This window comes from Nonomuraea diastatica, from assembly GCF_004349015.1.
In the GTDB taxonomy this organism is placed as follows: domain Bacteria; phylum Actinomycetota; class Actinomycetes; order Streptosporangiales; family Streptosporangiaceae; genus Nonomuraea; species Nonomuraea diastatica.
In genome coordinates this window covers 1-25,209 of the sequence record NZ_SMKP01000164.1, presented here as the reverse complement: position 1 = coordinate 25,209, position 25,209 = coordinate 1, and the positions used below count along the sequence as shown (strand labels likewise).

The following is a 25,209-nucleotide window of genomic DNA, read 5'->3' as shown; positions in this document are numbered from 1 at the left end:
GGCTCGGGGCGAGCGCCGCCAGGCGGCGCTGCCGTATGACGTGCTGGACCAGGTCCCGCACCCAGTCCCGGTCCGTACGCAGCCGCAGGTGGGTGGCTCCCGCCCGGCGCAGCGCCTGCGTGATGGCGTCGCGCTGCCCGGCCGCCGCCTCCGCGTACCGGCGGCGCAGCCGGGCGTTGCCGGTGGCGACCTCCCGCCGCCGTCCCGTCTCCGGGTCGATCAGCGTGAGGATCCCCACGTCCGGCAGCGTCAGCTCGCGCGGGTCGACCACCTCCACGGCCAGCACCTGGTGTCTGGCGGTGAGCCTGCGCAGCGGCGGCTCCCAGGTCTCCGGCGTGTCCAGGTAGTCGGACACGACCACGACGAGACCGCGCCGCCGTACGACCCGGCTGAGCTGTTCGGCCGCCACGCCGAGCAGCGGTTCCGCAACGCCGGGCGGGGTCCGCGGCAGCGCGAACGCCGCCTGCAGCAGCGCCATCAGGTGCGGCCGGCCCGTCCTGGCGGGCAGCGTCCTGACGCCGCCGCCGTGCAGCAGGTGGGTGCCGATCCGGTTGCCGGTCCGCTGGGTGAGGAAGCCGACCGCCGCCAGCGCGGACAGGGCCAGCTCCCGCTTCTCCAGCGCGGCGGTCCCGAAGTCCATGCTCGCGGTGGCGTCGAGCAGGGCCCAGATCTCCAGCTCCCGGTCGGCGACCAGATCTCGCACGTGGGGCTCGTTCGTGCGGGCGGTGACGTTCCAGTCCATCCGCCGCACGTCGTCCCCCGGCTGGTACGGCCGCGACTCCGCGGGCTCGCTCCCGGGACCTGGCACCAGCCCGAGGTGTTCGCCCTGGAGCAGTCCATCCAGCCTCCTGGTGATCGTCAGCTCAAGCCTGCGCAGCGCGGGCTCGGCGATCAGGTACGGCTTCATGCCACCGCGTCCTGCCGCACCGTTTCCTGGTGCATCGACTCCTGTTGGGGCGCGATGACGGGCAACGGCACGGCGGCCAGCACCCGGTCCACGATCTGCCGGGGCACGACCCCGTCGGCCAGCGCGTCGAAGGAGAGCACCAGCCGGTGCGCCATCACGTCGTGCGCCAGGTCGCGCACGTCCTCCGGCAGCACGTAGTCGCGCCCCCGCAGGAGCGCCAGCGCCCGGGCGGCCGCCAGCAGCCCGAGCGTGGCCCTGGGGCTGGCCCCGAACGCCAGCAGCCGCCGCACGTCCTGCACCCCGTACCGGTCGGGGTCGCGGGTGGCGTAGACGAGGCGGACGGCGTACTCGGCGACCGCGTGGTGCACGAAGACCTCCTCGGCCCGCCGCTGGAGCGCGAGGACCTGGGCCGGGTCGAGGACGGCGTGCGGCGCGGGCGGGTCCACGCTCATGCGGTAGACGATCGCCAGCTCCTCCGATTCGCTGGGATAGCCCACGTCGATTTTCATGAGGAAGCGGTCGCGCTGCGCCTCGGGCAGGTGGTAGACGCCTTCGGACTCGATGGGGTTCTGGGTGGCCAGCACCAGGAACGGCCTCGGCACCTCGTGGGTGACGCCGCCGATGCTGACCTGCCGCTCGGCCATGATCTCCAGCAGGGCCGACTGCACCTTGGCGGGCGCCCGGTTGATCTCGTCGGCGAGCAGCAGGTTGACCATGACGGGGCCCAGCTCGATGTCGAACGACTCGGTCGATGGCCGGTAGATCCGCGTGCCGATGATGTCGGACGGCACCAGGTCGGGCGTGAACTGGATGCGGGCGAACGTCCCTCCGACCACGCTCGCCGTGGTCTCGGCGGCCAGCGTCTTGGCGATGCCCGGCACGCCTTCGAGCAGGCAGTGCCCCTTGGCGATGACCGCCACGATCAGCCGCTCGACCATGTGGTCCTGGCCGACGATCACCCGCTTGACCTCGAACAGCGCGCGTTCGAGCAGTGCCGGGTCGGTCATGGCTGCACGACCTTGTCGGGGCAGTCGTCAACGACCAGCCGCAGCTCCAGCGCGGTCGGCTCCGGTTCGGCGAACGCTGCGCTCCCCGTCATGAGCACCGCGCCCGCGGCGAGCAGCACAAGAGCGAAACGTGATGTACGCATGGTTACCCTCGTCCCTCGTATGGCCTTTTATCGGCTTAGAGGGCATGCCATCAGGCAACCGCGAAAACCGGCGTAACCCCCGCCTTTACACGATTTTTCGGTCTCCGGTGTCGTTGCCTCCGTCCCCTCTTCGACGCGACGCAAGGCCCCGAGGGCCCGCCGGAAGATCCCAGGCGACATTCCCGAGACATAACACGGGACAATTCCCGCCTACAAGAGGGGACAGTTCTGATATTGTCCGGCGGACGATGCTGACATCAGGAGGGGTGATGGATCAGGAAGCACTTGTCCCACGGCACCTGATCGAGATGATCCGGCATCACCTTGCCACGCGACCGGTCATCGTCCTGACCGGCCCTCGAACGATCGGCAAAAGCACACTGCTCAACACGTGCGCCCGCAAGCACCAGGTTCCCGTCATCGATCTGGACAGCCCGCCCGTCCGCCGGCAGGTCGCCCAAGACCCGACACATTTCGCCGCGGGCCCGCTGGAGCCGGTCTGCATCGACGAGTTCCAGCACGTGCCGGAGATCCTCTCCGCCATCAAGGCGGAGCTCAACGTCGACCTGCGACCCGGCCGATACATCCTCACCGGCTCCACGCGCTACAGCGCGCTACCACGGCTTGGGCAGGCGCTCACGGGGCGCGCGCACATCATGACGGTGTGGCCGTTGTCGCAGGGCGAGCTCACGGGGCACAAAGAGACGTTCCTCGACGCGATGTTCGCCGACCCCGGCAGCTTGGTGACGGCCATCCCCTCGAAGACCACGCGCGCCGATTACGAGCGCATGATTCTCACCGGCGGATTTCCGATGGTGCTGGACCTGTCTGACGCGGAACGCGGCCACTGGTTCAGAGATTTCGTGGACATGGTGATCGACCGGGACGTGCTGGAGATCAGGAAAGTCAGGCAGCGCCACGTTCTGCCGCTCATCCTGCGTCATCTCGCGGCGCGTACGGCAAGTGTCGTCAACGCCGCGGACATCGCGCAGCACGTGGGTCTCGACCAGAGACTGGTCGGTGACTACATCACGCTGCTGGAGTCGGTTTTCCTCGCACATCGGCTCGACTCCTACGGTCGCACCTTGAGCAGCAAAGTAGGCAGGTCACCGAAGATCCATCTGGTCGACAGCGGGTTGGCCGCACACCTGCTCGGCATCAGTCAGCGCAAGCTGAACAGACGTGACCCAGCCACGCTGACCGAGTTCGGCAAGGTGGTGGAGACCTTCGTGGTCAACGAGTTGATCAAGCAAGCGGGCTGGGCCGAGTCGGTGGTGGAGTTCGGCCACTTCCGCACCCGTGACCAGCGAGAGGTGGACCTGGTCATCGAGTCAGGCGAAGGCGAGGTCATCGGTGTCGAGGTCAAGGCGAAATCTTCGGTCGAAGAAGCCGACTTCCGCGGTCTCCGCCTGCTCAGGGACCGGCTCGGCGGCGCCTTCGCAGGCGGGGTCCTGATCAATCTCGGTCAGCAGTCCTTCAGACACGACGAGAGGCTTTTCGTCATGCCCGCTGATCGGCTGTGGACCCCGTTGCCGACCTCATGGTAGGCGCCCCTGCGAGGATCAGCCGATGCCCTGCCGCCATCCGGTGGACGGCCCTCGCGCAAGCATCGTGAGCCGCCCACCGGACGACGGCGGGCGGCCCCTGACGGAAACGGCGCGATCAGTCGTTGAGGTGCTGGCGCAGGTAGGCGTCGACGCCGTCGATGGAGATGCGCTCCTGGGCCATGGAGTCACGCTCGCGGATGGTCACCGCGTTGTCCTCGAGGGTGTCGAAGTCGACCGTGATGCAGAACGGCGTGCCGATCTCGTCCTGGCGGCGGTAGCGGCGGCCGATCGCGCCCGCGTCGTCGAACTCGACGTTCCACCGGCGGCGCAACTGCGCGGCCAGGTCGCGCGCCTTCGGCGACAGGTCGGCGTTGCGCGAGAGCGGCAGCACCGCGGCCTTGACCGGGGCGAGCCGGTGGTCGAGCCGCATGACCGTGCGCTTCTCCATGACGCCCTTGGCGTTGGGTGCTTCGTCCTCGCTGTAGGCGTCGATCAGGAACGTCAGCGCGGCGCGGTCGACACCGGCGGCCGGCTCGATGACGTAGGGGACGTAGCGCTCCCCGCTGTCCTGCTCGAAGAAGCTGAGGTCGGCGCCGGACGCCTTGGCGTGGGAGGTGAGGTCGAAGTCGGTGCGGTTGGCGATGCCCTCCAGCTCACCCCACTCGGAGCCGACGAAGTTGAAGCGGTATTCGACGTCGACGGTGCGCTTGGCGTAGTGGGACAACTTTTCCTGCGGGTGCTCGTAGAGGCGCAGGTTGTCCTTGTTGATGCCGAGGTCGGAATACCACCGGAAACGCTCGTCGATCCAGTATTGGTGCCACTCCTCGTCGGTGCCGGGCTTGACGAAGAACTCCATCTCCATCTGCTCGAACTCGCGGGTGCGGAAGATGAAGTTGCCCGGCGTGATCTCGTTGCGGAACGACTTGCCGATCTGGCCGATGCCGAACGGGATCTTCTTGCGCGCCGACTGCTGCACGTTGAGGTAGTTGATGAAGATGCCCTGCGCGGTCTCGGGCCTAAGGTAGGCCAGGCCCGACTCGTCCTCGACCGGTCCGAGGTAGGTCTTGAGCAGGCCGCTGAACTGCCGGGGCTCGGTGAAGGTGCCCTTGTTGCCGCAGTTGGGGCAGGTGATGTCGGCCAGGCCGCCCTCGGGCGTCTTGCCGTTCTTCTCTTCGTAGGCCTCGATGAGGTGGTCGGCCCTGAAGCGCTTGTGACAGGACAGGCACTCGGTCAGCGGGTCGGTGAAGGTGTCGACGTGGCCACTGGCCCGCCACACCTCGGGCGCCAGGATGACGCAGGAGTCGAGGCCCACCACGTCGTCGCGCGACTGGACCATCGACAGCCACCACTGCCGCTTGACGTTGTTCTTCAGCTCGACACCCAGTGGACCGTAGTCCCACGACGCGCGCAGTCCGCCGTAGATCTCGCTCGACGGGTAGACGAGCCCGCGGCGCTTGGCGAGGCTGACGATGGTGTCCATGACGTCGGTGCGTCGTGCCATGTGGTTGGTTCTCTTTCCGGCTGGAGGTCGGCGAGTGAAATTGGTGAGATCCCAGCTTAGGGGACGCTCGAACGCTCTCGCGCGCGAGTATTGTTACGCACCGTCCCGAACGTGGACGTCCTCATATGCGCTGGGTTCGTTGACCATGAGAATCATCAATGGATACATCGCCATCCGGGCGGCGGAAAGCGCTCTGCGGTAGAAACCGGCGCCCTCCCACTCGCTCACCAGGGCCCACAGGTTGGGCTCGTCGACCGAGCGGGCCAGCCGGCCGCGCTGATAGCCCGGCTGGGTGGCGAGCAGGTCGAGGATGGCGTGGCCCTGTTTGACGAAGTCTTGCGACTGGGACTCTGGAACGGTGTATCGGATCACGGCGAGCACGCGACCAGCCTAGAGGCCCGTTCCGGAGCGCCGCGCCCGCGCGACACGCGTAGGCTCTTCCCGTGGCCCCTGACAGTGAGCGCGGAAGCAAGCGCGACAGCAAGCGCGGCGACCAGCGCGCCGACCAGCGAGGTGGCAAGCGCCCGATCCCGCAGGGCGAGCAGTTCTTCACGCCGGGCGCGACCGGCCCGCGCAAGGTCGTCGAGCAGCGCAGCGCCGTGCCGATGACGTTCCTGTTCACGCAGGTGCCCCGGTGGGTGGCTCCGGTCGTGCTGGTGGTCCTGCTGCTGGCCGGGTTCGCCGTGACCAATCCCCTGGGCGGTGTCGCCGTCCTGCCGGTGATCGCGTTCATCGGGTGGCTGGCCTATCTGTCGTGGCCGTCACTGAGGGCCGGCGGGAAGCTGCTGCGGGTCGCCATGCTGACCTTTCTCGTCCTGCTCGCGGCGACCCGCTTCGGCGCCTTCTGACCAAGGGGCCCTCTGACCAGGGGCCTTCTGAGGGATCGCCTCAGGGCAGGAGCGTGTAGTGCGGGAAGTTGCCCGGCAGGCGTTCGTTGTCGGGGCCGCTCGTGGCGGCGCGCACCAGCAGTTCGCCGCCGACGAACGCGCCGCGCCACGACGCGCCGAGCCCGCCGAACAACTCCTCGCGGTCTCCGCGCGAGCGCGGCTTGTTGTGACCCGCCTTGAACGCCCGCACCTCGGGGGCGAGGCGGTGGAAGGTCTCCTCGTCGTCGCAGGAGAGGGTGGCGACGAGCGCGCCGTTGCTGGCGTTCATGGCGGCCAGCAGCTCGGCCTCCGTGTCCACCAGGACGATCGTGTCGACGGGGCCGAACGGCTCGGCGTGGTGCAGGGGCGAGGAGGGCGGCGGGTTGAGGATCGCGGTCGGGGCAAAGTACGCGGAAATATCCTGCCCAGGAAGGAAATGTCCGGACTCGATGGCCGCGCGGTGGATCGGCACGCCGCCCCGCGCCACGGCCTCGTCCACCTGGTCGGCCAGCTCCTTGGCCTTCGAGGCGTTGATCAGCGGGCCGAAGGCCAGCTCCGGCAGCGGGTCGTCCGGCTCGGCGACCGCGAGCGGGTGGCCGAAGCGCAGCGACCCCACGGCCGACACGTACGCGCCCAGGAACTCGTGGAACGCCGACCGCTGCACCACGAACCGCGGATAGGCCGTGCACCGCTGCTTGCCGTAGTCGAACGACGCCCGGATCTGCCTCGTGAGCAGATCCCAGTCGCCGTACTCCCACACGCCCCAGCAGTTCAGCCCCTCCTGCTCCAGCACATGCCGGCGCCCGAGGTCGGCCAGCGAGGTCGCCACCTTGCCGCCCGCGTCCCTGCCGCCCACGAACGACACGCAGCCCAGCGCGCGCCCTGCCACCAGCACCGGCGACAGCTCGGCCCCTCCCCCGCTGACCAGCGTGAACGGCAGCCCTTCCCGCACGGCCAGCGCGCATGCCAGGGTGAGACAGCACAGCCCGCCGTCCGTGGGCGTCTTGGCGATCACCGCGTTGCCGGCCAGCGCCTGCACGAGCATGGCATGCATGAGCACGCTCATCGGATAGTTCCAGCTCGCGATGTTGCTGACCGGTCCCGGCAGCGGCGTGCGTCCCGCCACCATGCGGTCGATCTCGTCGAGATACCAGCGCACGCCGTCCAGGCAGCGGTCCACATCGGCGCAGGCCGTCTTCCACGGCTTGCCGATCTCCCAGACCAGCAGCAGGGCCAGCAGGTCACGGTGGGCGGCCATGGACTCCACGGCCGCCGCGACCATCGCCTTGCGCTCGGCCATCGGCAGGTACCGCCACCGGTGGTGTTCTTCGATGGCCCCGGCCACCGCCCGTCCCGCGCCGGCCCGGTCGAGCCGGGGCAGCCCGGCGATGGCCGTGCCGTCCAGCGGCGAGAACCCCGGCACGGGGCGCCCGTCGCGGTGCCACATGCCGCCCCAGTGGTTCAGCACGCGGTCGTCGTGGAAGGCCTCGGGAGCCGCCGTGTGACATCGGTCGTAGGCGTCCTGCCAGGCCGTACCCGGTTTGAGCTGCATGAGAGCTCCTCTCAGTCGGACCAGTCGGCGGTGATGAGCTCGGGCAGCGGCTCGAACTCCTTGACCGCGTCGAGCGAGGGACCCATGGCGGCGTTGGCCTCGCGTTCGACCATCACCTCCACCAGCACCGGAAGCCGCTCGCGCGCGGACTCGGACGACGCCCACGCCAGCGCGCCGGGCAGGTCACCCGGCAGCTCCACGCGGCGCGCCGGGCAGCCGAACGCCTCCATGGCCTTGACATGGTCGATGCCGCCCTCCCCGTAGTGCAGATCCACGGCGAAGTTCATGTCGTACGGGATCTCCGCCTGCCGGATGAGTCCCAGGTACTCGTTGTTGATCATCACGATGACGAAGGGGATGCGGTACTGGGCGGCCACCGCGACCTCCTCCATCAGGAACTGGAAGGAGTAGTCGCCCACGACGGCCACCACCTGCCGCTCGGGATGCGCGCACTTGACGCCCATGGCCGCGGGCACCTCCCAGCCCAGCGGCCCCGCCTGCCCGCAGACCAGGTAGCGACGCGGCAGGTAGGTCGTCTGGAACTGGCCCGACCAGATCTGGTAGAGCCCGATGGCGGTGACGAACGTGGTGTCCCTGCCGAAATACTCGTTGATCTCCTTGAACACCCTGGGCGGCTTGATCGGCACGTCGTCGAAGTCGTCGCGGCGGTGCATCGTACGGCGCAGGTCGGAGACCTTGCGCACCCACTTGCCCGGCTCCTTCGGCCCGCTCCGCCCGCGCGCCTCGGCCAGCAGGTCGGCGAGCACCGGCTTGGCGTGGCCGACGATCCCCAGGTCGGGCTCGAAGACCCGGCCGAGCTGCATCGGCTCGATGTCGACGTGCACGAACTTCCGTCCCCGGCGGTAGACGTCGAGGTCGCCGGTGTGCCGGTCGCCGAAGCGGGCGCCGACGGCCAGCACCAGGTCGCTGTCCAGGAACGCGGCGTTGCCCCACCGCGTCTGGGTCTGGATGCCCGGCATCCCGGCGAACAGCGGGTGGTCCTCGGGGAAGGCGCCCTTGCCCATGAGCGTCACCTGCACCGGCACCTGGAGGTGCTCGGCCAGCGCGCGCAGCTCGTCGCAGGCGTCGGCGATGATCACGCCGCCGCCGGCCAGGATGACGGGGCGCTTGGCCTCCGCCAGGAGGTCCATGGCCTTGCGCACGGCCCTCGGCAGCGGGCGCGGCGCCTCGACGGGCAGCGGCGCGTCCACGTCGCGGTCGTACAGGCAGGTGCCGCGCTGGACGTCGATCGGCAGGTCGATGAGCACCGGCCCCGGCCGTCCCGACCTGGCGATCCTGAACGCCTCGCGGAACACCCACGGCGCCTGGGCGGGCTCCTTGAGCTGCACCGCCCACTTGGTCACCGGCCGGGCGATCTCCACGATGTCGACCGCCTGGAACGCCTCCTGGTGCAGCTTCGACGTGGCGGCCTGGCCGGTGACGCAGATCATCGGGATCGAGTCGGCCATCGCCGTGTAGAGACCGGTGATCATGTTGGTGCCGGCGGGGCCCGACGTGCCGATGCAGACGCCGGCGTTCCCCGTCACCCTGGCCCAGCCGTCGGCGGCGTGGGTGCCTCCCTCCTCGTGGCGTACCGTGATGTGCCGGATCGAGCTGTTCTGGAGCGCTGCGTAGAGCGGCAGGATGGCCGCGCCGGGGATGCCGAAGACGGTGTCCACGCCCTCCGACTCCAGCACCGCGACCACGGCCTCCATGCATGGAATGCGATTCATTGGTTCCTCCTTCGCTGGAGACCCCGGGCTTCAGTCCCGGGGAGGAAAGCGAACATGCCGCGGAGCGGCGCCATGCACGCCAGTACGCTGTACAGGCGTTCGCGTGGCTGAACGAGGTGTCGTCGGTGCCGTTGCAGCAGTTGCCGCGCATCCGGCAGCGGGCGTTCGCGCGACCCCGGGCAGGCACCGCCGACGGGGTCCGCCGCCGGGGTCGATCTCGGGGTGAAGGACTTCGCGGTCACCTCCGGCGTCCACGCGTCCCGGGGGGACTTCCGGCACAAGACCTCCACCCGGCTGGGCGGCACCCGGCACGACCGGGACGTCAACGCCGCCAAGAACGTCCTGGCGGCAGGTCGTTCCGTGTCCCCCTGTGGAGGTGACGTCGGGCCGGGCAACCGGGTGCAGTCGCCGGTAAAGCAGGAACCCCAACCTGCGAAGGTTGGAATCCCCCGGCTCTAGCCGTGGGGAGGAAGTCAACCATTCAGCCTTTCGATCACTTTGAGCAGGGCTGAATGGTCGAGCGAGCCGTGGCCCTGCGCCCTGGCCGCCGCCATGAGCTGGGCGACCTGCCCGGTGAGGGGCAGGCTGACCCCGGCCTCGCGGGCCGCGGCGACGGCGATGCCCATGTCCTTGTGGTGCAGGTCGATGCGGAACCCCGGGGCGAACTCCCGCTTGACCATGGTGTGGCGCTTGAGGTCGAGGATCCTGGAGCCCGCCAGGCCCGCCGCGAGCACGTCCAGGCCGGCGGACGGGTCCACGCCCGAGGCCTCCAGCAGCACGATGGCCTCCGACACGAGCCCGTACACGCCGCCGACGACGAGCTGGTTGGCCGCCTTGACGGTCTGGCCCGCGCCAGCGGGGCCGACGTGCACCACGGTCGTGCCGAGGCTGCCCAGCACCGGCCCGGCCGCCGCGACGTCCTCGGCGTCGCCGCCCACCATGATCGACAGGGTGCCGTCGATCGCGCCGCGTTCGCCACCGCTGACCGGGGCGTCCAGCGCCCGCACCCCGGCGGCCGCCGCCTGGCGCGCCACCCGGCGGGAGGTTTCCGGTTTGATGGTGCTCATGTCGATGTAGAGCAGGTTCGGTTTGCCGTACTCGACGACCAGTGGCGCGACCTCCTCCACCTGCGGCGAGTCGGGCAGCATCGTGATCACGACGTCCGCGCCGGCGACCGCGTCGACCACGCCGGCCGCGCCCTTGCCGCCCAGCCCGGCGAGTTGCTCGACCCGCTCGGCGCTGACGTCGTACCCGGTCACGGCGTGCCCTGCCTTGACGAGGTTGGCGGCCATGGGGCTGCCCATGATGCCCAGTCCTACGAAGCCGATGTTCATGCGCGCCTCCAGTCGAATGCGCCCGGCCCCTCGTGCCGGTACTCCAGGCCGACGTGGCCGCGATAGCCGGCGGCTTCCAGCCGCGCGAAGATCTCCTGGTACGGCATGCGCCCGCTGCCCGGCCGTCCCCTGCCGGGGTCGTCGGCGATCTGCACGTGGCCGAAGCGTCCCGCGTGCCTGTCGATGAGCGCGAGCACGTCCTCGCCCATCCGGTGCAGGTGGTAGAGGTCGGCCAGGAAGGCCACGTTGTCCCTGTCGACCTCGTCGATCAACTCGAACGCCGCCTGCGACGACGTGATCGGATATTTCGGGTTCTCGTGGGAGTTGAGGGCTTCGACGACCACGGTCGCGCCGATCTCCGCCGCCGCGTCCGCCGCCCTCCTCAGGTTCGCCACGGCCAGGTCCCTGTCGGTGCCGGGGCCGTTGCCGTACAGGGCGTTGAGCACCCCGCAGCCCAGCTCGCCCGCCAGCCGGACCGTGACGTCGATGTTCGCCAGGAACCTCGCCGAGTCGCCGGGCCTGGCCAGCAGGCCGCGATCGCCCCCCGCCATGTTCCCTGCGTCGAAGTTGAGCCCGGTGAGGCGCACCCCTGCGTCCTCGACGGCCTGCCGCAGCGCCCCCAGCTCCGCGCCTCCGGGATCGGGGCCGTCGAACGGCCACCACATCTCCACGGCGTCGAACCCCGCCTTGGCCGCCGCGGCCGGACGTTCCAGCAGCGGCAGATCGGTGAAGAGAATGGACAGGTTGACGGTGAATTTCACGACAACACTCCGGCGCGGAGGAGACGGGCCGTTTCCGAGGGGGTGCGGCCGACACGGACGCCGACGGCCTCCAGGGCCTCCTTCTTGGCCTGGGCGGTGCCGGACGATCCGGACACGATCGCGCCCGCGTGCCCCATGGTCTTGCCCTCCGGCGCGGTGAAGCCGGCGACGTAGGCGACCACGGGCTTGGTGACGTTCGCGGCGATGTAGGCGGCGGCCCGCTCCTCGGCGTCGCCGCCGATCTCGCCGATCATGACGATGGCGTCGGTGCCCGGGTCCTCCTGGAACGCCTGGAGGCAGTCGATGTGGGTCGTGCCGACGACCGGGTCGCCGCCGATGCCGACGGCGGTGGAGAAGCCGAGGTCGCGCAGCTCGTACATCAGCTGGTACGTCAGCGTGCCCGACTTGGAGACCAGCCCGATGCGCCCGGCGGAGGTGATGTCGGCGGGGATGATGCCGGCGGAGGACTGGCCGGGGCTGATCAGGCCGGGGCAGTTGGGCCCGATGATCCTGGTGCGGCCGCTCGCCAGGGCGCGGAAACGTACGGCGTCGTGCACGGGGACGCCCTCGGTGATGACCACGCACAGCGGGATGCCCGCCTCGACGGCCTCCTCCACGGCCGAGCCGGTGAACCGGGGCGGCACGAACACCACCGAGACGTCGGCCCCCGTCTCGGTCATCGCCTCGGCCACGGAGCCGAACACGGGCACCGTCCGCTCGCCGAAGTCCACCGAGCGCCCGCCCTTTCCGGGTGTCACCCCGGCCACGATGTCGGTGCCCGCGGCGAGCATGCGGGCCGTGTGCCTACTGCCCTCAGCGCCCGTCATGCCCTGCACGAGCACCCGGCTGTCCTTGGTCAGAAAGATCGCCATCACGCGCCTCCCGCGAGCCTGGCCGCCGTCTCGGCGGCGCCGTCCATGGTCGAGACCTGGCGGACGGCCGGGTGCCTGGCGTCGCTCAGGATGCGCCGGCCCACCTCGGCGTTGTTGCCGTCCAGCCGTACGACGATGGGCCTGCCGTGGCCGCGTTCGCCGAGAAGTTCGAGTGCGGTGACGATGCCGTTCGCCACCGCGTCGCAGGCGGTGATGCCGCCGAAGACGTTGACCAGCACCGAGCGCACGCCGGGGTCGTCCAGGATGATCTCCAGCCCGTCGGCCATGACCTTGGCGGACGCGCCGCCGCCGATGTCCAGGAAGTTGGCGGGGGCGGCCCCCGCTCCGGCGACCACATCGAGCGTGCTCATGACCAGGCCCGCGCCGTTGCCGATCACGCCGACCTCGCCGTCGAGTTTGACGTAGTTCAGTCCCTTGGCCCGGGCGCGGGCCTCCAGGCCGTCCGCGTGTTCATCCTGTTCCCAGGAGTGCCGGAAGGCGGAGTTGTCGTCGAGGGTCACCTTGCCGTCGAGCGCCACGATCCGCTGGTCGGTGGTGCAGATCAGCGGGTTCACCTCGACCAGCAGGGCGTCCTCGGCGACCAGCACCCGCCACAGCTTCTCCAGCGTCTCGGCCGCCTGCTCGGGCAGGCCCGCCTTGGCGGCGAGCGCCCGCGCGGTCTCCGCGTCCACTCCGGCCACCGGGTCGACAGGGAGCTTCACCAGCGCGTCGGGGTCGGTGGCGGCGAGCTCTTCGATCTCCACGCCGCCCTGACTCGACACCATGGCCAGGAACCCGCCCTCGGCCCGGTCGACCAGGAAGGCCGCGTAGTACTCCTCGAACGGCACGGTCGCGGTCTCGACCAGCACGCTGCGCGCGACGTGCCCCTTGATGTCCATGCCGAGGACGCGGTCGGCCTCCACCTCCGCGGTGACCGGCCCCGCCGCGGTCCTGATGCCGCCCGCCTTGCCGCGTCCTCCGGTCTTCACCTGGGCCTTGATGACAACGGGCGCGTTCAGCTCGGCCGCGATCGCGCCGGCCTGCTCGGGGGTGGTGGCGACCCTGCCGGCGGGGACCGGGATCCCGTGACGCCCGAAGAGCTCCTTCGCCTGGTATTCGTACAGGTCCATTCGAGCCTCCTTTGTAGACGGTATACCGTATGGAATATCCCTCGTCTAGGGTCTCGACAGGGCTCCGCCTACTGGATATTCCATACAGTATGGAGAATGCAGTTCGAGACTGGCGCGGCCGCTCGTACCTTCCCGGGCCCGTCCCCGCCGACCGCAAGCGCATGTTCTGGCTGTCCTGGGCCGCCATGGCCGCGATCAGCCCGCTGCAGTACGGCTACGCCGCGCTGCTCGCCCAGAAAGAGCCGACCCTGCTGGCCATCTGGATCGCCTGCCAGGCGGCGGGCGCGCTGCCCGCCCTTCACCTGGTGCGGCGCGGGCGCCTCAGCGTACGCGCGAGCCTGGCGCTCGGAGCGGCGCTGAGCGGGCTCGGCCTCGTCACGGCGGCACTCACGGCCGGAGATGCCACGACCGCGCTCGCGGGCGGTGCCCTGGGCTCCGTGAACCTGGTCGCTCTCACCGGCTACGGGCTGCTCGGCGGGCTGGGCGCGGGCCTGGTCTACGGCGTCTGTGGCGAGGTCGTCTCCTCCTGGTTCCCGGAACGGCCCGCCGCCCGGGTCGGCCTGATCACCGGCGCCTTCGGGTACGGGGCGGTACCCCTGCTGGTCTGGGCCGGGATCGCCCCCGGCGCCACGCCGGCCGCCTTCCTGACCGCCGCGGCCGTCGCGCTCGCGGTCATCGGGGCGGCGGCCCGACACCTCCGGCTGCCCCCGGCCCTGTGGTGGCCCGACGACGTCGACCCGCGCACGCACGCCCTCGACGCGGCGCGGTTGCGCGTCACCCCGGAGGCGGCCAAGCAGTTCCTGCTCGCCCAGGCGCTGCGCACGCGGACGCTGCCCGCGCTCGCACTGATCCTGACGTGCGCGGGCGCCGTGTCGGTCTTCGACGTGATCGTGGTCGCGGGCACGGGGACGTGGGGCGCGGTGGCCCTCATGGTGGCGCTGAACGGGGCCAGCAGGTCGGTGGCCATGCGCTGCTCGGAGCTGTTCGGCCGCAGGCGGGTGCTGGCCGCCGTGCTGGGCGCGCTCGCGATCGGCCAGGTGCTGCTGGCCGCCGGCGGCGCGCACGTGGGCGGCTCGCCGGCGCAGGCGAACGTCAGCGCCGGCCTGCTCTGGCTCGGCGCGATCGCGGCCGGGCTGGGCGGTGGCGCCTTCTACCCGCTGCTCGCCAGCCTGGTGCGCGAGTTCTTCGGCACCGAGCGCGCCGGCGAGATCCACGCCGTCATCTACAGCGCCAAGGCCCTGGCAGGCGTCGGCGCCGTGGCCCTGGCCATGGCCGCCCTGACCGCTCCGGGCGCCGCGCTGCTGACCGCCGCCGCCCTGGCCGCGCTGCCCGCGCTGGCCGCGCCGCGCCTGCGCATTCCCGGCCTGCCCGCGACGATCCCGCTGTGATGAGACTCACGACCATGGACAACCCCTGGCCGGTATGCTGTAGGCAGTCGACCAAAAACTTTTAGCTCAGCCCTGGAGTCGTGCCCATGTTGCTGTCGGATCAGGCCGGTCAGACGGCGGCCGCGAAGATTCCCCGTCCCGCCACGCTCCGGGAGAGCGTCATAGAGGCTATCCAAGAGCTCATCGTCTCCGGCCAGCTCAAGCCCGGCCAGCACCTCGTGGAGAGCGAGCTGGCCGAGCTGCTCGGGGTCTCCCGGCAGCCGGTCCGCGAGGCGCTGCAGCAGCTCAGCGGCGAGGGCTGGGTCGATCTGCATCCGGGTCAGGGGGCGTTCGTGCACGTCCCGACACTTGAGGAGGCCGACCAGCTGCTGGCCGTCCGCACGCTGCTCGAAACCGAGTCGGCCCGGCTGGCCGCCGGGCACGCCGGCGAGGACGGCGTGAAACGGCTGCGCGCGTTGTGCGCCCGCGGCATCGCCGCGGTGCAGTCCGACGACGTCGACGCGGCCGTGGCCACCAACTCCGAGCTGCACGCCCTGGTGACCGATCTGTCGGGCAACAAGGTCCTCGCGGAGCTGGCCGCCCAGGTGGCCAGGCGCGTGCGGTGGTATCACACGCCGGTGGCCCGCCAGCGCGGCATGGCCTCGTGGGACGAGCACACCTCGCTGATCGACGCCATCGAGGCGGGCGACGAGCGCCGCGCCGCGAAGATCATGCGCGACCACACCGAGCACACCCGCGCCTCCTACATGGAGCAGCGGGAGGGCGAGCCCGCGGAGCCCGCGCCCAAGCCGGTGCGCCGGCGCCGCCCGCGCACTCCGTCCGCGGGCTGACGGCGCGCGAAGACCCGCGCGGAGGTGACCCGCGTGGCCCCCGCGTGGAGCGTCCAGAACGACCTGCGCGGATCCTTCGCGGGGTGACCTGCGGGGATGGGCCGCGGGGTGATCTGACGTTCACAGAAGACGACATGCTGCGTAACACCTCGGGCAGAGGATGCGTAGCAGAGATGGGAGGTGCATGACCGTGAAGGCGCTGATCCGCTTTCTCCTTGGTGATCCCGCGGGCCATTCGGCCGACGGCCGGGTGCTCGGCCTCGGCCTCAGCACGGCGCTCAGGAAGCACTGCTCCGCCGACGACGCGGAGCGCTACCTGCGCCAGTGGACCGCCGAGCACGACGTACGCAAGAGTCCCCGTCCCTGAGCAGGCCCCTTGAGCACGTCGCTGTGAGCATGCCGCCGAGCCGCGGCAGGGGCGCAATCGCCCCCGCGCGCGGCCCCGGTTCGAGGTGCGTCAGCGATCGGCGGGTTCCGGCTCCACCACCTCCTTCGCCTTGGCGTCGCGAGCCGACTTGATGAGGCTCAGCACCGTGGTCACCGCCAGGGTGCCGAGGATGACGCCGAGAGAGACCATGATCGGGATCTCCGGCGCCCACGACACGCCGTCGTGGTGCAGGGCCTCGAGGATCAGCTTCACCCCGATGAAGGCCAGCACCACCGACAGCCCCTTGCTCAGGTAGACGAGCCGGTCGAGCAGCCCGCCGATGAGGAAGAAGAGCTGCCGCAGCCCCATGAGGGCGAAGGCGTTGGCGGTGAACACCAGATAGGGCTCCTTGGTGAGCCCGAAGATGGCCGGGATGGAGTCGAGTGCGAACAACAGGTCGGTCGTCCCGATGGCGACCATCACGATCAGCATCGGGGTGACCATCCTGCGGCCCAGATGCACAGTGAGCCGGGCGCCGTGATAGGTGTCCGTGGTCGGGAGCACCCGGCGCACCGTGCGCAGGGCGATGTTCTCGGAGAATTCCGCGTCGTCGTCCTCGTGGCCGATCAGTTTCCACGCGGTGTAGACGAGGAACGCGCCGAAGACGTAGAAGAGCCAGTCGAACCTGGAGACCGCCTCAGCGCCGGCCGCGATGAAGGCGCCGCGCATCATCAGCGCCAGGATGATGCCGATGAGCAGCACCTTCTGGCGATACTGACGCGGCACCTGGAATCGGCTCATGATCAGCAGGAAGACGAAGAGGTTGTCCACGCTGAGCGAATACTCGGTGATCCACCCGGCGAAGAACTCCCCGCCGTGCGCGGGGCCCGACAACAGGAGCAGGCCGGCGCCGAAGGCCACGGCCAGACCCACGTAGAACGACACCCAGGCCACACATTCCCTGAAGGAGGGTTCGTGCGGATTGCGGGCGACGAGGTAGAAGTCGAACGCGAGCACGATGCAGAACCCGCCGATCGTGACCAGCCAGACCCAGACGGGCAGGTTCATCGACGCGACCCCTTCCTGGCCGACTGCATGGCCTGCGCGTGCTTGATGTACTCACCGAACAGCGCCTTGGCCTCAGGGTTCGCGCCGGCCCGGCGCATGAGCCAGTGCGGCATGAGCCGCTCGTGCAGCCAGACGAAGCCGATCGCGAAGCCGAGCGCCACCATCGCCTGGTACGCCAGGAACGGCAGCACGCCGTCGGCCATGCCGACCCCGGCCACGCTCTCCTGCACGAGCCGGGACACGGGGAAGGCCGCCATCCAGAACAGTCCGACGGGCCCGAAGGTCCCGGGCCGGAACACGCCGTGGCCCAGGAGCACGCCGTACAGCCCGCCGAAGAGGCCGAGCGGCACGGCGAGCGCGAGGGCCGACAGCGCGGCCATCCCGGTGGGCTGCCCCGCGAGGAGGGTCAGCCCACCGGCCATGGCACCGGCGACGGCTCCGATCGACGCCCCTGGCAGGGCGAGTTCGAGGCTGTGCCGTCCGATCATCAGTTCACGACCACGCCGAAGGCGAACAGGCTGTAGAACAGCATCCCCAGGTAGAACACCGCGCCGAGCCCGATGATCACGTTGGTCCACCACTTGGGCCGGATCGGTTTGGGCAACATGCGGTTGTTCACCAGGAGCAGGGTCACGCAGTACGCGCCCATCGCGAACGTCGACAGGAACGCCAGCGTGTCCAGGATCCCGCTGGGTCCGTCGGCCGGGCCGAACAGCAGGATCAGGATGCCGAAGATGATCACGCCCCAGAGGAAGATCGCGTACAGGTGCGACATGCGAACCTTCTTCGCGCCAGGCACGAAGTTGTACGTCATGTCAGCCTGACCTCTGGAGAAGGAGTCGAACAACCCGAGCGTCGCGTTCAGGCCGATGAGCGCGATGAACCCGAGGAAGACCACCCCGAGCACCGAGCTGCCCGCGGAGGAGACCGCGTCCGCCATCGCGGTGAGCGCCACCTCCCGGTCATCGCCTGCGATCACGTCGCGCACGCCCGGGTTCTGCCGCACCGCCGACTGGGCGATCACCGTGAAGGAGATCGTGACCAGCATGGTGATGCCCCAGAACAGCAGGAGTGCGTCGAAGGTGACCCAGCGCCGCCAACCCTTCCACTTGGCCATCTCCGCCGGGTCGTCGGTGTCGAACATGAACCCGCGCGCGGGCATCGCCTCCTGCTCGCCCGCGTGCCGCAGCCCGCGGACCTTCGGCATGTGCGCGCCCATGCCGGCGCCGGAGTCACGCAGGTGCAGCGTGTACCACATCTGCTGCATGCCCGACGGGCCGGCGAACGCGCACGCCCCGACGATCACCGGGAACCAGGCCGCGCTCATGGCCTCCGGCGGCAGGTAGCCGAAGGCGAACATGCCGCTGATCGTGGCGACCACGTCGCTCCAGGTGCCGACCATGGCGGCGACCACGGCCGTGCCGAGCACGAGCGCGCCGATGAGCAGCGACAGCACGTTCTCCAGCACGTTGTAGATCACCTTGGCCAGGCTGAAGATCACGCCCACGAGGAGCAACCCGGCGACCGCGGTCACCACCCAGGGTATCCCGGTGATCTCCTCGAACGCCGCCGCTCCCGCCGACAGGTGTCCCGGCCAGATGTAGACGGCCATGGCGACGATGAAGAAGAACCACATCAGCGGCTTGAACACCCGGGCCGCACCGGAGAAGATGCTCTCCCCCGTGGCCATGGCGTAACGCGCCATCTCCAGCATCACCACGGCCTGCAGGGTGACGCCGATCAGGAACAACCATCGGATCTCCGGCCCGAACAGCAGCACCAGGCGGGGCCACATGTACGACTCGCCCATGCCCACGCCCAGGGCGACGAGGAAGACCGTCGGCCCGAGAATGTGCACCGAGGGAGGCGCGTCGGGGAGTTTCCTGATGGGCATCGGCTCTAGCCGGCCCGCTTTCCATACTCGTTCGTCCTCTACCGGTGGCGCGGTTTCCGCCGCCGGTGGTGTGTTCGATGTGTCCACCTACGGACCTCCTGGGGGGTTGTTGCCTTTCTGCGCTGCTGCCCCGAATGGCCCCCTCGCCTGGCTGCTGTGCGATCAATCGGCTCTAGCGCAGCAGCCCGGCAGCCCTGGCCCAGCGGTACTTCGCACCGAGGACCGCCACGGGCTTCTCTGTCGTGTACGGGTACGCGACGACGCCATGCTCGAACAGGTACTCGCTGGCCTCCTCAACTTCGGTGTCCCCCGCGAGCGACGCCACGACCGGCTTGACGTTGCCCTTCTGCCGCTCCTCCGCCACGACGCGGGCGATGAGCTCGGCGAAGACCATCGGCGGCGTCACGATCGTGTGCCAGTAGCCCAGGACGAGCGCGTGGATGCGCTCGTCGGCCAGGCCGAGGCGGACCGTGTTCTCGTACGTCGATGGCGGTTCGCCGCCGGTGATGTCGATGGGGTTGCCCGCCGCCCCGAAGGGCGGGATGTAGGCGCGGAAGGCCTCGTCCAGGTCGGGCGGGATGTCCATGAGCGTCAGCCCGGCGTCGACGATGGCGTCGGAGAGCAGCACGCCCGAGCCGCCCGCCCCGGTGATGATGACGACGTTCTCGCCCTTGGGCGCGGGCAGGATCGGCAGTGCGCGGGCGTACTCCAGCATGTCGTTGAGGCCCGGCGCGCGCACCACCCCGGCCTGCCGGAGGATGTCGTCGTAGACCTTGTCGTCGCCGGCCAGGGCCCCGGTGTGCGAGCCGGCCGCCCGCGCGCCCATCGCGGTGCGTCCCGCCTTGAGCACGATGACCGGCTTCTCCTTGACCACGCGGCGGGCGGCGTCGACGAAGCCGCGCCCGTCTTTGAGGTCCTCCAGGTGCATGGCCACGGCCTTGGTGTTGTCGTCCTGCTCGAAGAAGGTGAGCAGGTCGTCCTCGTCCACGTCGGCCTTGTTGCCGACGCCGACGATGGCGGAGACGCCCATCTTGGTGGTACGGCTGAAGCCCAGGATGGCCATGCCGATGCCGCCGCTCTGCGAGGTCAGCGCCACGCTGCCCTTGACGTCGTACGGCGTGCAGAACGTCGCGCAGAGGTTCTCCGGCGTGTAGTAGTAGCCGTAGATGTTGGGGCCCAGCATGCGCACGCCGTGCCTGCGCGCGATCTCGACGATCTCCTGCTGGCCCTCGACGTTGCCCGTCTCGGCGAACCCCGACGGGATCATGACGGCGCCCGCCACGCCCTTCTTCCCGGTCTCTTCCAGCGCCGCCGCGACGAACTTGGCGGGGATGGCGAACACGGCCACGTCCACGTCGCCGGGAACGTCGGAGATGCTCTTGTACGCGGGCAGCCCCATGATCTCGTCGGCCTTGGGGTTGATCGGCAGGATCTGCCCCTGGTAGCCGCCGTTGATGAGGTTGCGCATGACGGAGTTGCCGATCTTGCCGGTCTCCGCGGAGGCGCCGATCACCGCGACCGAGCGCGGCTTGAAGATCCGCGTCATCTGCCGGAGGATCTCCTCGCGCGGCAGCCGGGTGACCTCGGCGGGCTTCTCCCCGATGAGGATGCGCACGTCGGCGGCGACCGCGCCGTTCGCGTCGGCGAAGACGGGGTTGAGGTCGACCTCGATGATCTCGGGGAAGTCGGAGACCAGCCGGCCGACCCGTTCGATCAGGCCCGCTAGCGCCTCCCGGTTGGCGGGTTCGGCACCGCGAGCACCACGGAGGACTTCTGCCGCCCTGATGTCGTCCAGCATCCCAAAGGCATCTTCACCCGAAAGCGGGGCAAGCCTAAAGGTAACGTCCTGCAAAACTTCGACCAGGACACCGCCAAGTCCGAAGGCGACGACCTTGCCGAACGTGGGATCGGTGACGGCGCCGACGATGACCTCGTGGCCGCCGCTGACCAGCTGCTGCACCTGGATGCCGTCGATCTTCGCGTCGGGGTTGTAGGCGCGGGCGCTGGCCAGGATCGTGTCGTAGCCCTCCCGCACCTCGTCGGCGCTCTTCAGGCCGACCAGCACGCCGCCGGCGTCCGTCTTGTGCAGGATGTCGGGCGAGACGATCTTGAGGACGACCGGGAGCCCGATCTTCTCGGCGATCTCCGCCGCCTCCGCGGCCGACGTGGCCAGCCCCTCGCCCGGGGTCGCGATGCCGTACTCCTCGCACAGCCTGCGCCCCTCGGGCGCCGTCAGAGCCGTGCGCCCTTCGGCGAGCGCCTTGTCGATGACTTCCCTGACCACTTAGATGACTCCGTTCGTCTTGAGTTCGCCCAGCTCGTCCGCGCTGATGCCGAGCTCGCCGTAGATGTCCTGGTTGTGCTCGCCGAGCAAGGGCGGGGTGACGACGTCCACCGGCGAGTCCGACAACTGCAGCGGGCTGCCGACCGTCACGAACTCACCGCGCTCCGGGTGGTCGACCTTGACGACGATGCCCTCCTCGCGCAGGCTCTCGTCCTCCACCAGCTCCTTGGTCGACAGGATCGGCCCGCAAGGGACGTTGGCGCCGTTGAGCCGGTCGAGCACCGTCCACTTGTCGTGGCGGATCGTCCACTCCTCGATGAGCTGGAACATCTTGTCCAGCTTGGTCAGCCGCGCCTCCGGCGTCGCCCACTCGGGGTCGCCCGCCAGCTCGGGACGGCCGATGATGTTCGCGATCGGCTCCCAGCCGACCGGCTGCACGATCACGTAGATGTAGTCGTTGGGGCCTCCAGGAGCGCAGCGCACCGCCCAGCCCGGCTGGCCGCCGCCGCTGGCGTTGCCCGAGCGGGGCACCTCGTCGCCGAACGTCCTGTTGGGATATTCGCGCAGCGGGCCGTGCGCCAACCGCTGCTGGTCGCGCAGCTTGACCCGGCACAGGTTCAGCACGGCGTGCTGCATGGCCACCTGAACACGCTGGCCGCGCTGGGTCTGCTGGCGCTGGTAGAGGGCCGCCAGGATGCCGGCGACCGCGTGGATGCCGGTGCCCGAGTCGCCGATCTGCGCCCCGGTGGCCAGCGGCGGGCCCTCCTCGAATCCGGTGGTGCTCATCGAGCCGCCCATCGCCTGGGCGATCACCTCGTACGCCTTGAACTTGGCGTACCGGCCGGAGCCGAAGCCCTTGATCGAGGCGTAGATGAGGCGGGGGTTGAGCTCCTGGAGGCGTTCCCAGGTGAAGCCCATGCGGTCGACCGCGCCCGGCCCGAAGTTCTCCACCAGGACGTCCGCGCTCTTCACCAGCTCGGTGAACAGCTCCTTGCCGCGCTCGCTCTTCATGTTGAGGGTGATGCTGCGCTTGTTGCAGTTGAGCATCGTGAAATAGAGGCTGTCGACGTCTGGCACGTCACGGAGCTGCTGTCGGGTGATGTCGCCTTTGGGTGCTTCCAGCTTGACCACGTCCGCGCCCAGCCACGCGAGCATCTGGGTCGCGGACGGGCCCGACTGGACATGAGTCATGTCGAGGACGCGGACACCTTCGAGAGCCTTCATGTCGCTGTTTCCCCTACTTGTACATGGTCTGGTTCATCGTTCCGGGGGCGTAGACCTCCGGATCGACCCATACGTTGATCAGTGAGGGCTTGCCCGACTCCCTGGCCCGCTCCAGCGCGGGACGGATGTCGGCCGGGTCCCGGACCTCCTCGCCGTGGCCGCCGAGGAGCTTGGCGAACTCGCCGTAGCGGATGTCGCCGAGGGTGTTGCCCACGCGTGCGCGGTCCTCGCCGTACTTGGCGGCCTGGCCGTACCTGATCTGGTTCATCGAGGAGTTGTTGCCGATGACCCCGATGAACGGCAGGTCGAAGCGGACCATCGTCTCGAAGTCCCAGCCGGTCAGGCTGAAGGCGCCGTCGCCGAACAGGCACAGCACCTCCTTGTCCCGCCGCGCCTGCTTGGCCGCCATCGCGAAGGCGGTGCCGACGCCGAGCGTGCCGAGCGGTCCCGGGTCCATCCAGTGGCCGGGCGACTTCGGCTGCACGACCTGGCCGGAGAAGGTGACGATGTCGCCGCCGTCGCCGATGTAGATGGTGTCCTCGGTGAGGAACTCGTTGATCTCGTGGACGAGGCGGTAGGGGTCGATGGGCTGGGCGTCGGAGTGCTGGCGGGGCAGGCGCTTCTCGTACGCCTGGGTCTCGACCGTGCGCAGCTCCTCTAGCCACGCCTTGCGCTTGGCGGCGGCGTCCCCGATGCGGCCGCTCGCCGCCTGGGCCGCGGCGGAGAGGATGAGGCCGGCGTCGCCGACGATGCCCAGATCGATGTCCCGGTTCTTGCCGACGGTGCGGTAGTCGAGGTCGATCTGGACGACGGTCGCGCTCGGCGACAGGCGCTTGCCGTAACCCATCCTGAAGTCGAACGGGGTGCCGACGATGATGATCAGGTCGGCCTCGGTGAAGGCGTACCTGCGGCTGAGCTGGAAGTGGTGCGGGTCGCCTGGCGCGAGCGTGCCGCGGCCGGACCCGTTCATGTACGCGGGCACGTTGAGCGACCTGACGAAGTCGGTCGCCGCGTCCGTCGCCCGGCACGTCCACACCTGGCTCCCGAGCAGGATGCACGGCTTCTCCGCGTGCGCCAGCAGGTCGGCGAGCCGCTCGATCGCCTCCGGGTCGCCGGCCTGGCGGGTGGAGGCCCGGTAGCGTCCCGTCTCCGGGATCCGCGCCTTCTCGACCGGGACCTTCGCGTCGAGCACGTCGCGCGGGATCTCCAGGAACGACGGGCCGGGAGCACCGTGGTAGCACTCGCGGAAGGCCATGGACACGATGTCGGCCACCCGTTCCGTGCTGGGCACCGTGGCCGCGAACTTGGTGATGGGGGCCATCATGTCCACGTGCGGCAGGTCCTGGAGTGAGCCCATCTTGTGCTGGCTCAGAGCCCCCTGGCCGCCGATGAGCAACATGGGGCTCTCGGCGCGGAAGGCGTTGGCCACGCCGGTGACCGCGTCGGTCGTGCCCGGTCCCGCGGTGACCACCGCGCAGCCGGGCTTGCCGGTGATGCGGGCGTAGCCGTCCGCGGCGTGCGCGGCTACCTGCTCGTGGCGTACGTCTATGACCTCGATGCCCTCATCGACGCAGCCGTCATAGATATCGATGATGTGGCCGCCGCAGAGCGTGTAGATCACTTCTACGCCCTCGGCCTTGAGCGCCTTGGCTACGAGATGACCGCCAGAGATCGTTTCCGACATCCTTCAAACCCTTTCCCGGGGACGGAGCGCGCTGTCTTCCGCATACTGCATACCGTATGAACGCAATGGTTACTCCCTCCTGAACGGCCTGTCTAGCCCCCTGGGGGCAACTCGATCAGCTCGACCTGCTCACCGGACCACCCAGAAGGCACCACAGCCAGCGCATCCGCGAGCGCGGCGCCCCACAACGAACCGGGCCGGTCATGTCCCACGGGCACGGCCCCGCGGCCGGACCTCCTGACCGGCACCAGCCGCGTGTCCCTCGGGTGCACCCTGACCGGCCCGGCGAGCGCGCTCGTCTCCCTGCCGGCCGATGCGCCGGCCGATGCGCCCGCCGTCTCGCGTACGATCGGGACGAGCAGGGTGAGCGCCGCGGCGAGGGCTGCGAACGGGTTGCCCGGCAGCCCCACGACGAGCCCGCCGCCCGGCAGGCGGGCCAGCATCTGCGGGTGCCCCGGACGCACGGCCACGCCGTCGACGAGGAGCTCCGCCCCGAGCTCGGCCAGCACGCCCCTGAGGTGGTCGGCCGGACCCTTCGACGACGCCCCGCACACGACGGCCACATCACCACCCGCCCCCGTCGTGAAGGGGGGCGCGGCGAGGGTGGCCCGGAGGGCGCCGGGGCCGTCGGGGAGGCGGGTCGCGCCGACGACGCGGCCGCCCGCCCACTCCACGAGACCGGGCAGGAACGGCCCGATGGCGTCGCGGACCCGGCCTGGCGCGGGGAGCCCTTCGTGCACCACCTCGTCGCCGGTGACCAGGACCGTCACCCGGATCTGCGGCCGTACCCTCAGGGTGTCGTGGCCGAGCGAGGCGGCCAGCCCGAGCACGGCGGGAGTGACCATGGCGCCCGCCCCGAGCACGACCGCGCCCTCGGCGATGTCCTCGCCCCGCCGCCGGATGTGCCGCCCGGCCTCGACCGCGCCGCCCACCCACACCGGTTCCGCCTCCGGGCACCCGGAAATTCCCGCGCGAACGCCCAGGACCGCGTGGGCGTCCGGACGTCCGGGAGGCGGTGCCGCGATCGCGTGTTCGTAGGGCAGCACCGCCTCCGCCCCAGCCGGGGCAGGGGCGCCGGTGGCGATCTCCACCGCCTCCCCCGCCCGCAGCACTCCCC

General features: G+C 70.0%; 24 protein-coding genes. 6 read left to right on the top strand and 18 right to left on the bottom strand.

Going from position 1 to position 25,209, the window contains the following annotated elements; genetic code table 11:
- From E1294_RS39735 to E1294_RS53420, 3 genes are all read right to left on the bottom strand, one after another.
- Positions 1-907: DUF58 domain-containing protein (locus E1294_RS39735; protein WP_132516129.1), on the bottom strand; the 907-nt coding region annotated here is incomplete at its 3' end.
- Positions 904-1,914 (bottom strand): AAA family ATPase, encoded by a 1,011-nt coding sequence (locus E1294_RS39730; protein ID WP_132516128.1) that lies wholly within the window; start codon positions 1,912-1,914, stop codon positions 904-906. The genes E1294_RS39730 and E1294_RS39735, both read right to left, overlap by 4 nt.
- A complete protein-coding gene (locus E1294_RS53420) occupies positions 1,911-2,057 on the bottom strand; it encodes a hypothetical protein (RefSeq protein WP_165974692.1) in 147 nt (48 codons plus the stop codon). Before E1294_RS53420 ends, E1294_RS39730 begins: the two co-directional genes overlap by 4 nt.
- Before the next feature lie 269 nt (positions 2,058-2,326).
- Between E1294_RS53420 and E1294_RS39725 the strand changes: the two genes are divergently transcribed.
- Positions 2,327-3,604, top strand: coding sequence for an ATP-binding protein (locus E1294_RS39725; RefSeq protein WP_132516127.1), 1,278 nt, complete (start codon positions 2,327-2,329; stop codon positions 3,602-3,604).
- 115 nt (positions 3,605-3,719) lie between these two features.
- Here E1294_RS39725 and E1294_RS39720 read toward each other — a convergent pair whose 3' ends face one another.
- The gene (locus E1294_RS39720) at positions 3,720-5,105 is read right to left on the bottom strand and encodes a glycine--tRNA ligase (RefSeq protein WP_181958627.1); all 1,386 of its coding nucleotides are present in this window, start codon (positions 5,103-5,105) and stop codon (positions 3,720-3,722) included.
- A 93-nt stretch (positions 5,106-5,198) separates the two neighbouring features.
- Entirely contained in the window at positions 5,199-5,486 is a 288-nt protein-coding gene (locus E1294_RS39715; RefSeq protein WP_132516126.1) for an antibiotic biosynthesis monooxygenase family protein, read from the bottom strand.
- Between the two features lie 62 nt (positions 5,487-5,548).
- Here E1294_RS39715 and E1294_RS39710 point away from each other — a divergent pair, with 62 nt between their 5' ends.
- Complete coding sequence (locus tag E1294_RS39710) at positions 5,549-5,953, top strand: DUF6703 family protein (RefSeq protein ID WP_246083625.1); 405 nt, start codon at positions 5,549-5,551, stop codon at positions 5,951-5,953.
- A gap of 40 nt (positions 5,954-5,993) precedes the next feature.
- Here E1294_RS39710 and E1294_RS39705 read toward each other — a convergent pair whose 3' ends face one another.
- Complete coding sequence (locus E1294_RS39705) at positions 5,994-7,523, bottom strand: aldehyde dehydrogenase family protein (protein WP_132516125.1); 1,530 nt, start codon at positions 7,521-7,523, stop codon at positions 5,994-5,996.
- Positions 7,524-7,534: 11 nt separating this feature from the next.
- Entirely contained in the window at positions 7,535-9,256 is a 1,722-nt protein-coding gene (gcl, locus tag E1294_RS39700; protein WP_132516124.1) for a glyoxylate carboligase, read from the bottom strand.
- A gap of 222 nt (positions 9,257-9,478) precedes the next feature.
- On the opposite strand from gcl, the gene E1294_RS56515 reads away from it, so the two are divergent.
- Positions 9,479-9,715 (top strand): transposase, encoded by a 237-nt coding sequence (locus E1294_RS56515; RefSeq protein ID WP_132516123.1) that lies wholly within the window; start codon positions 9,479-9,481, stop codon positions 9,713-9,715.
- Between the two features lie 14 nt (positions 9,716-9,729).
- Here the strand turns inward: E1294_RS56515 and E1294_RS39690 are convergent, their stop codons facing one another.
- Genes E1294_RS39690 through sucC form a run of 4 tightly spaced genes read right to left on the bottom strand, consistent with a single transcriptional unit; the run spans position 9,730 to position 13,353 of the window.
- Positions 9,730-10,590, bottom strand: coding sequence for an NAD(P)-dependent oxidoreductase (locus E1294_RS39690; RefSeq protein WP_132516122.1), 861 nt, complete (start codon positions 10,588-10,590; stop codon positions 9,730-9,732).
- On the bottom strand, positions 10,587-11,351 hold the full coding sequence (locus E1294_RS39685) for a hydroxypyruvate isomerase family protein (protein ID WP_132516121.1): 765 nt from the start codon (positions 11,349-11,351) through the stop codon (positions 10,587-10,589). The genes E1294_RS39690 and E1294_RS39685 overlap by 4 nt, the downstream gene beginning before the upstream one ends.
- Positions 11,348-12,223 carry a succinate--CoA ligase subunit alpha gene (sucD, locus tag E1294_RS39680; RefSeq protein WP_132516120.1) on the bottom strand — a complete coding sequence of 292 codons (876 nt, stop codon included), beginning with the start codon at positions 12,221-12,223 and terminating at the stop codon, positions 11,348-11,350. Before sucD ends, E1294_RS39685 begins: the two co-directional genes overlap by 4 nt.
- Complete coding sequence (gene sucC, locus E1294_RS39675; protein WP_132516119.1) at positions 12,223-13,353, bottom strand: ADP-forming succinate--CoA ligase subunit beta; 1,131 nt, start codon at positions 13,351-13,353, stop codon at positions 12,223-12,225. The genes sucD and sucC overlap by 1 nt, the downstream gene beginning before the upstream one ends.
- A gap of 89 nt (positions 13,354-13,442) precedes the next feature.
- Here sucC and E1294_RS39670 point away from each other — a divergent pair, with 89 nt between their 5' ends.
- The 3 genes from E1294_RS39670 to E1294_RS39660 all read left to right on the top strand — a co-directional run bounded on the left by E1294_RS39670 (position 13,443) and on the right by E1294_RS39660 (position 15,938).
- On the top strand, positions 13,443-14,741 hold the full coding sequence (locus tag E1294_RS39670) for an MFS transporter (protein ID WP_132516118.1): 1,299 nt from the start codon (positions 13,443-13,445) through the stop codon (positions 14,739-14,741).
- Positions 14,742-14,827: 86 nt separating this feature from the next.
- A complete protein-coding gene (locus E1294_RS39665) occupies positions 14,828-15,571 on the top strand; it encodes a GntR family transcriptional regulator (RefSeq protein WP_132516117.1) in 744 nt (247 codons plus the stop codon).
- 184 nt (positions 15,572-15,755) lie between these two features.
- Entirely contained in the window at positions 15,756-15,938 is a 183-nt protein-coding gene (locus E1294_RS39660; RefSeq protein WP_132516116.1) for a hypothetical protein, read from the top strand.
- A gap of 90 nt (positions 15,939-16,028) precedes the next feature.
- On the opposite strand, the gene E1294_RS39655 is transcribed toward E1294_RS39660, so the two are convergent.
- The 7 genes from E1294_RS39655 to E1294_RS39625 form a co-directional block, all read right to left on the bottom strand.
- Positions 16,029-17,006, bottom strand: coding sequence for a TerC family protein (locus E1294_RS39655; RefSeq protein ID WP_132516115.1), 978 nt, complete (start codon positions 17,004-17,006; stop codon positions 16,029-16,031).
- Positions 17,003-17,494 carry a hypothetical protein gene (locus E1294_RS39650; RefSeq protein ID WP_132516114.1) on the bottom strand — a complete coding sequence of 164 codons (492 nt, stop codon included), beginning with the start codon at positions 17,492-17,494 and terminating at the stop codon, positions 17,003-17,005. Before E1294_RS39650 ends, E1294_RS39655 begins: the two co-directional genes overlap by 4 nt.
- A complete protein-coding gene (locus E1294_RS39645) occupies positions 17,494-18,900 on the bottom strand; it encodes an Nramp family divalent metal transporter (RefSeq protein ID WP_132516113.1) in 1,407 nt (468 codons plus the stop codon). Before E1294_RS39645 ends, E1294_RS39650 begins: the two co-directional genes overlap by 1 nt.
- Before the next feature lie 172 nt (positions 18,901-19,072).
- A complete protein-coding gene (locus E1294_RS39640; RefSeq protein ID WP_132516112.1) occupies positions 19,073-21,184 on the bottom strand; it encodes an acetate--CoA ligase family protein in 2,112 nt (703 codons plus the stop codon).
- A complete protein-coding gene (gene frc / locus E1294_RS39635; RefSeq protein ID WP_132516111.1) occupies positions 21,185-22,408 on the bottom strand; it encodes a formyl-CoA transferase in 1,224 nt (407 codons plus the stop codon).
- Between the two features lie 13 nt (positions 22,409-22,421).
- A complete protein-coding gene (locus E1294_RS39630; protein ID WP_132516110.1) occupies positions 22,422-24,092 on the bottom strand; it encodes a thiamine pyrophosphate-binding protein in 1,671 nt (556 codons plus the stop codon).
- A 92-nt stretch (positions 24,093-24,184) separates the two neighbouring features.
- Positions 24,185-25,209, bottom strand: a 1,025-nt coding sequence (locus tag E1294_RS39625) for a molybdopterin-binding protein (RefSeq protein WP_132516109.1), incomplete at its 5' end; no start/stop codon positions are given.

What these genes read in the sequence shown, in the direction of transcription:
- E1294_RS39630 (WP_132516110.1), bottom strand. Translation starts at nt 24,092, where the DNA reads ATGTCGGAAACGATCTCTGGCGGTCATCTCGTAGCCAAGGCGCTCAAG.
- E1294_RS53420 (WP_165974692.1), bottom strand. Translation starts at nt 2,057, where the DNA reads ATGCGTACATCACGTTTCGCTCTTGTGCTGCTCGCCGCGGGCGCGGTG.
- sucD (WP_132516120.1), bottom strand. Translation starts at nt 12,223, where the DNA reads ATGGCGATCTTTCTGACCAAGGACAGCCGGGTGCTCGTGCAGGGCATG.
- E1294_RS39725 (WP_132516127.1), top strand. Translation starts at nt 2,327, where the DNA reads ATGGATCAGGAAGCACTTGTCCCACGGCACCTGATCGAGATGATCCGG.
- gcl (WP_132516124.1), bottom strand. Translation starts at nt 9,256, where the DNA reads ATGAATCGCATTCCATGCATGGAGGCCGTGGTCGCGGTGCTGGAGTCG.
- E1294_RS39690 (WP_132516122.1), bottom strand. Translation starts at nt 10,590, where the DNA reads ATGAACATCGGCTTCGTAGGACTGGGCATCATGGGCAGCCCCATGGCC.
- E1294_RS39670 (WP_132516118.1), top strand. Translation starts at nt 13,443, where the DNA reads ATGGAGAATGCAGTTCGAGACTGGCGCGGCCGCTCGTACCTTCCCGGG.
- E1294_RS39655 (WP_132516115.1), bottom strand. Translation starts at nt 17,006, where the DNA reads ATGAACCTGCCCGTCTGGGTCTGGCTGGTCACGATCGGCGGGTTCTGC.
- E1294_RS39720 (WP_181958627.1), bottom strand. Translation starts at nt 5,105, where the DNA reads ATGGCACGACGCACCGACGTCATGGACACCATCGTCAGCCTCGCCAAG.
- sucC (WP_132516119.1), bottom strand. Translation starts at nt 13,353, where the DNA reads ATGGACCTGTACGAATACCAGGCGAAGGAGCTCTTCGGGCGTCACGGG.
- E1294_RS39645 (WP_132516113.1), bottom strand. Translation starts at nt 18,900, where the DNA reads ATGCCCATCAGGAAACTCCCCGACGCGCCTCCCTCGGTGCACATTCTC.
- E1294_RS39705 (WP_132516125.1), bottom strand. Translation starts at nt 7,523, where the DNA reads ATGCAGCTCAAACCGGGTACGGCCTGGCAGGACGCCTACGACCGATGT.
- E1294_RS39660 (WP_132516116.1), top strand. Translation starts at nt 15,756, where the DNA reads ATGACCGTGAAGGCGCTGATCCGCTTTCTCCTTGGTGATCCCGCGGGC.
- frc (WP_132516111.1), bottom strand. Translation starts at nt 22,408, where the DNA reads ATGAAGGCTCTCGAAGGTGTCCGCGTCCTCGACATGACTCATGTCCAG.
- E1294_RS39665 (WP_132516117.1), top strand. Translation starts at nt 14,828, where the DNA reads ATGTTGCTGTCGGATCAGGCCGGTCAGACGGCGGCCGCGAAGATTCCC.
- E1294_RS39650 (WP_132516114.1), bottom strand. Translation starts at nt 17,494, where the DNA reads ATGATCGGACGGCACAGCCTCGAACTCGCCCTGCCAGGGGCGTCGATC.
- E1294_RS39730 (WP_132516128.1), bottom strand. Translation starts at nt 1,914, where the DNA reads ATGACCGACCCGGCACTGCTCGAACGCGCGCTGTTCGAGGTCAAGCGG.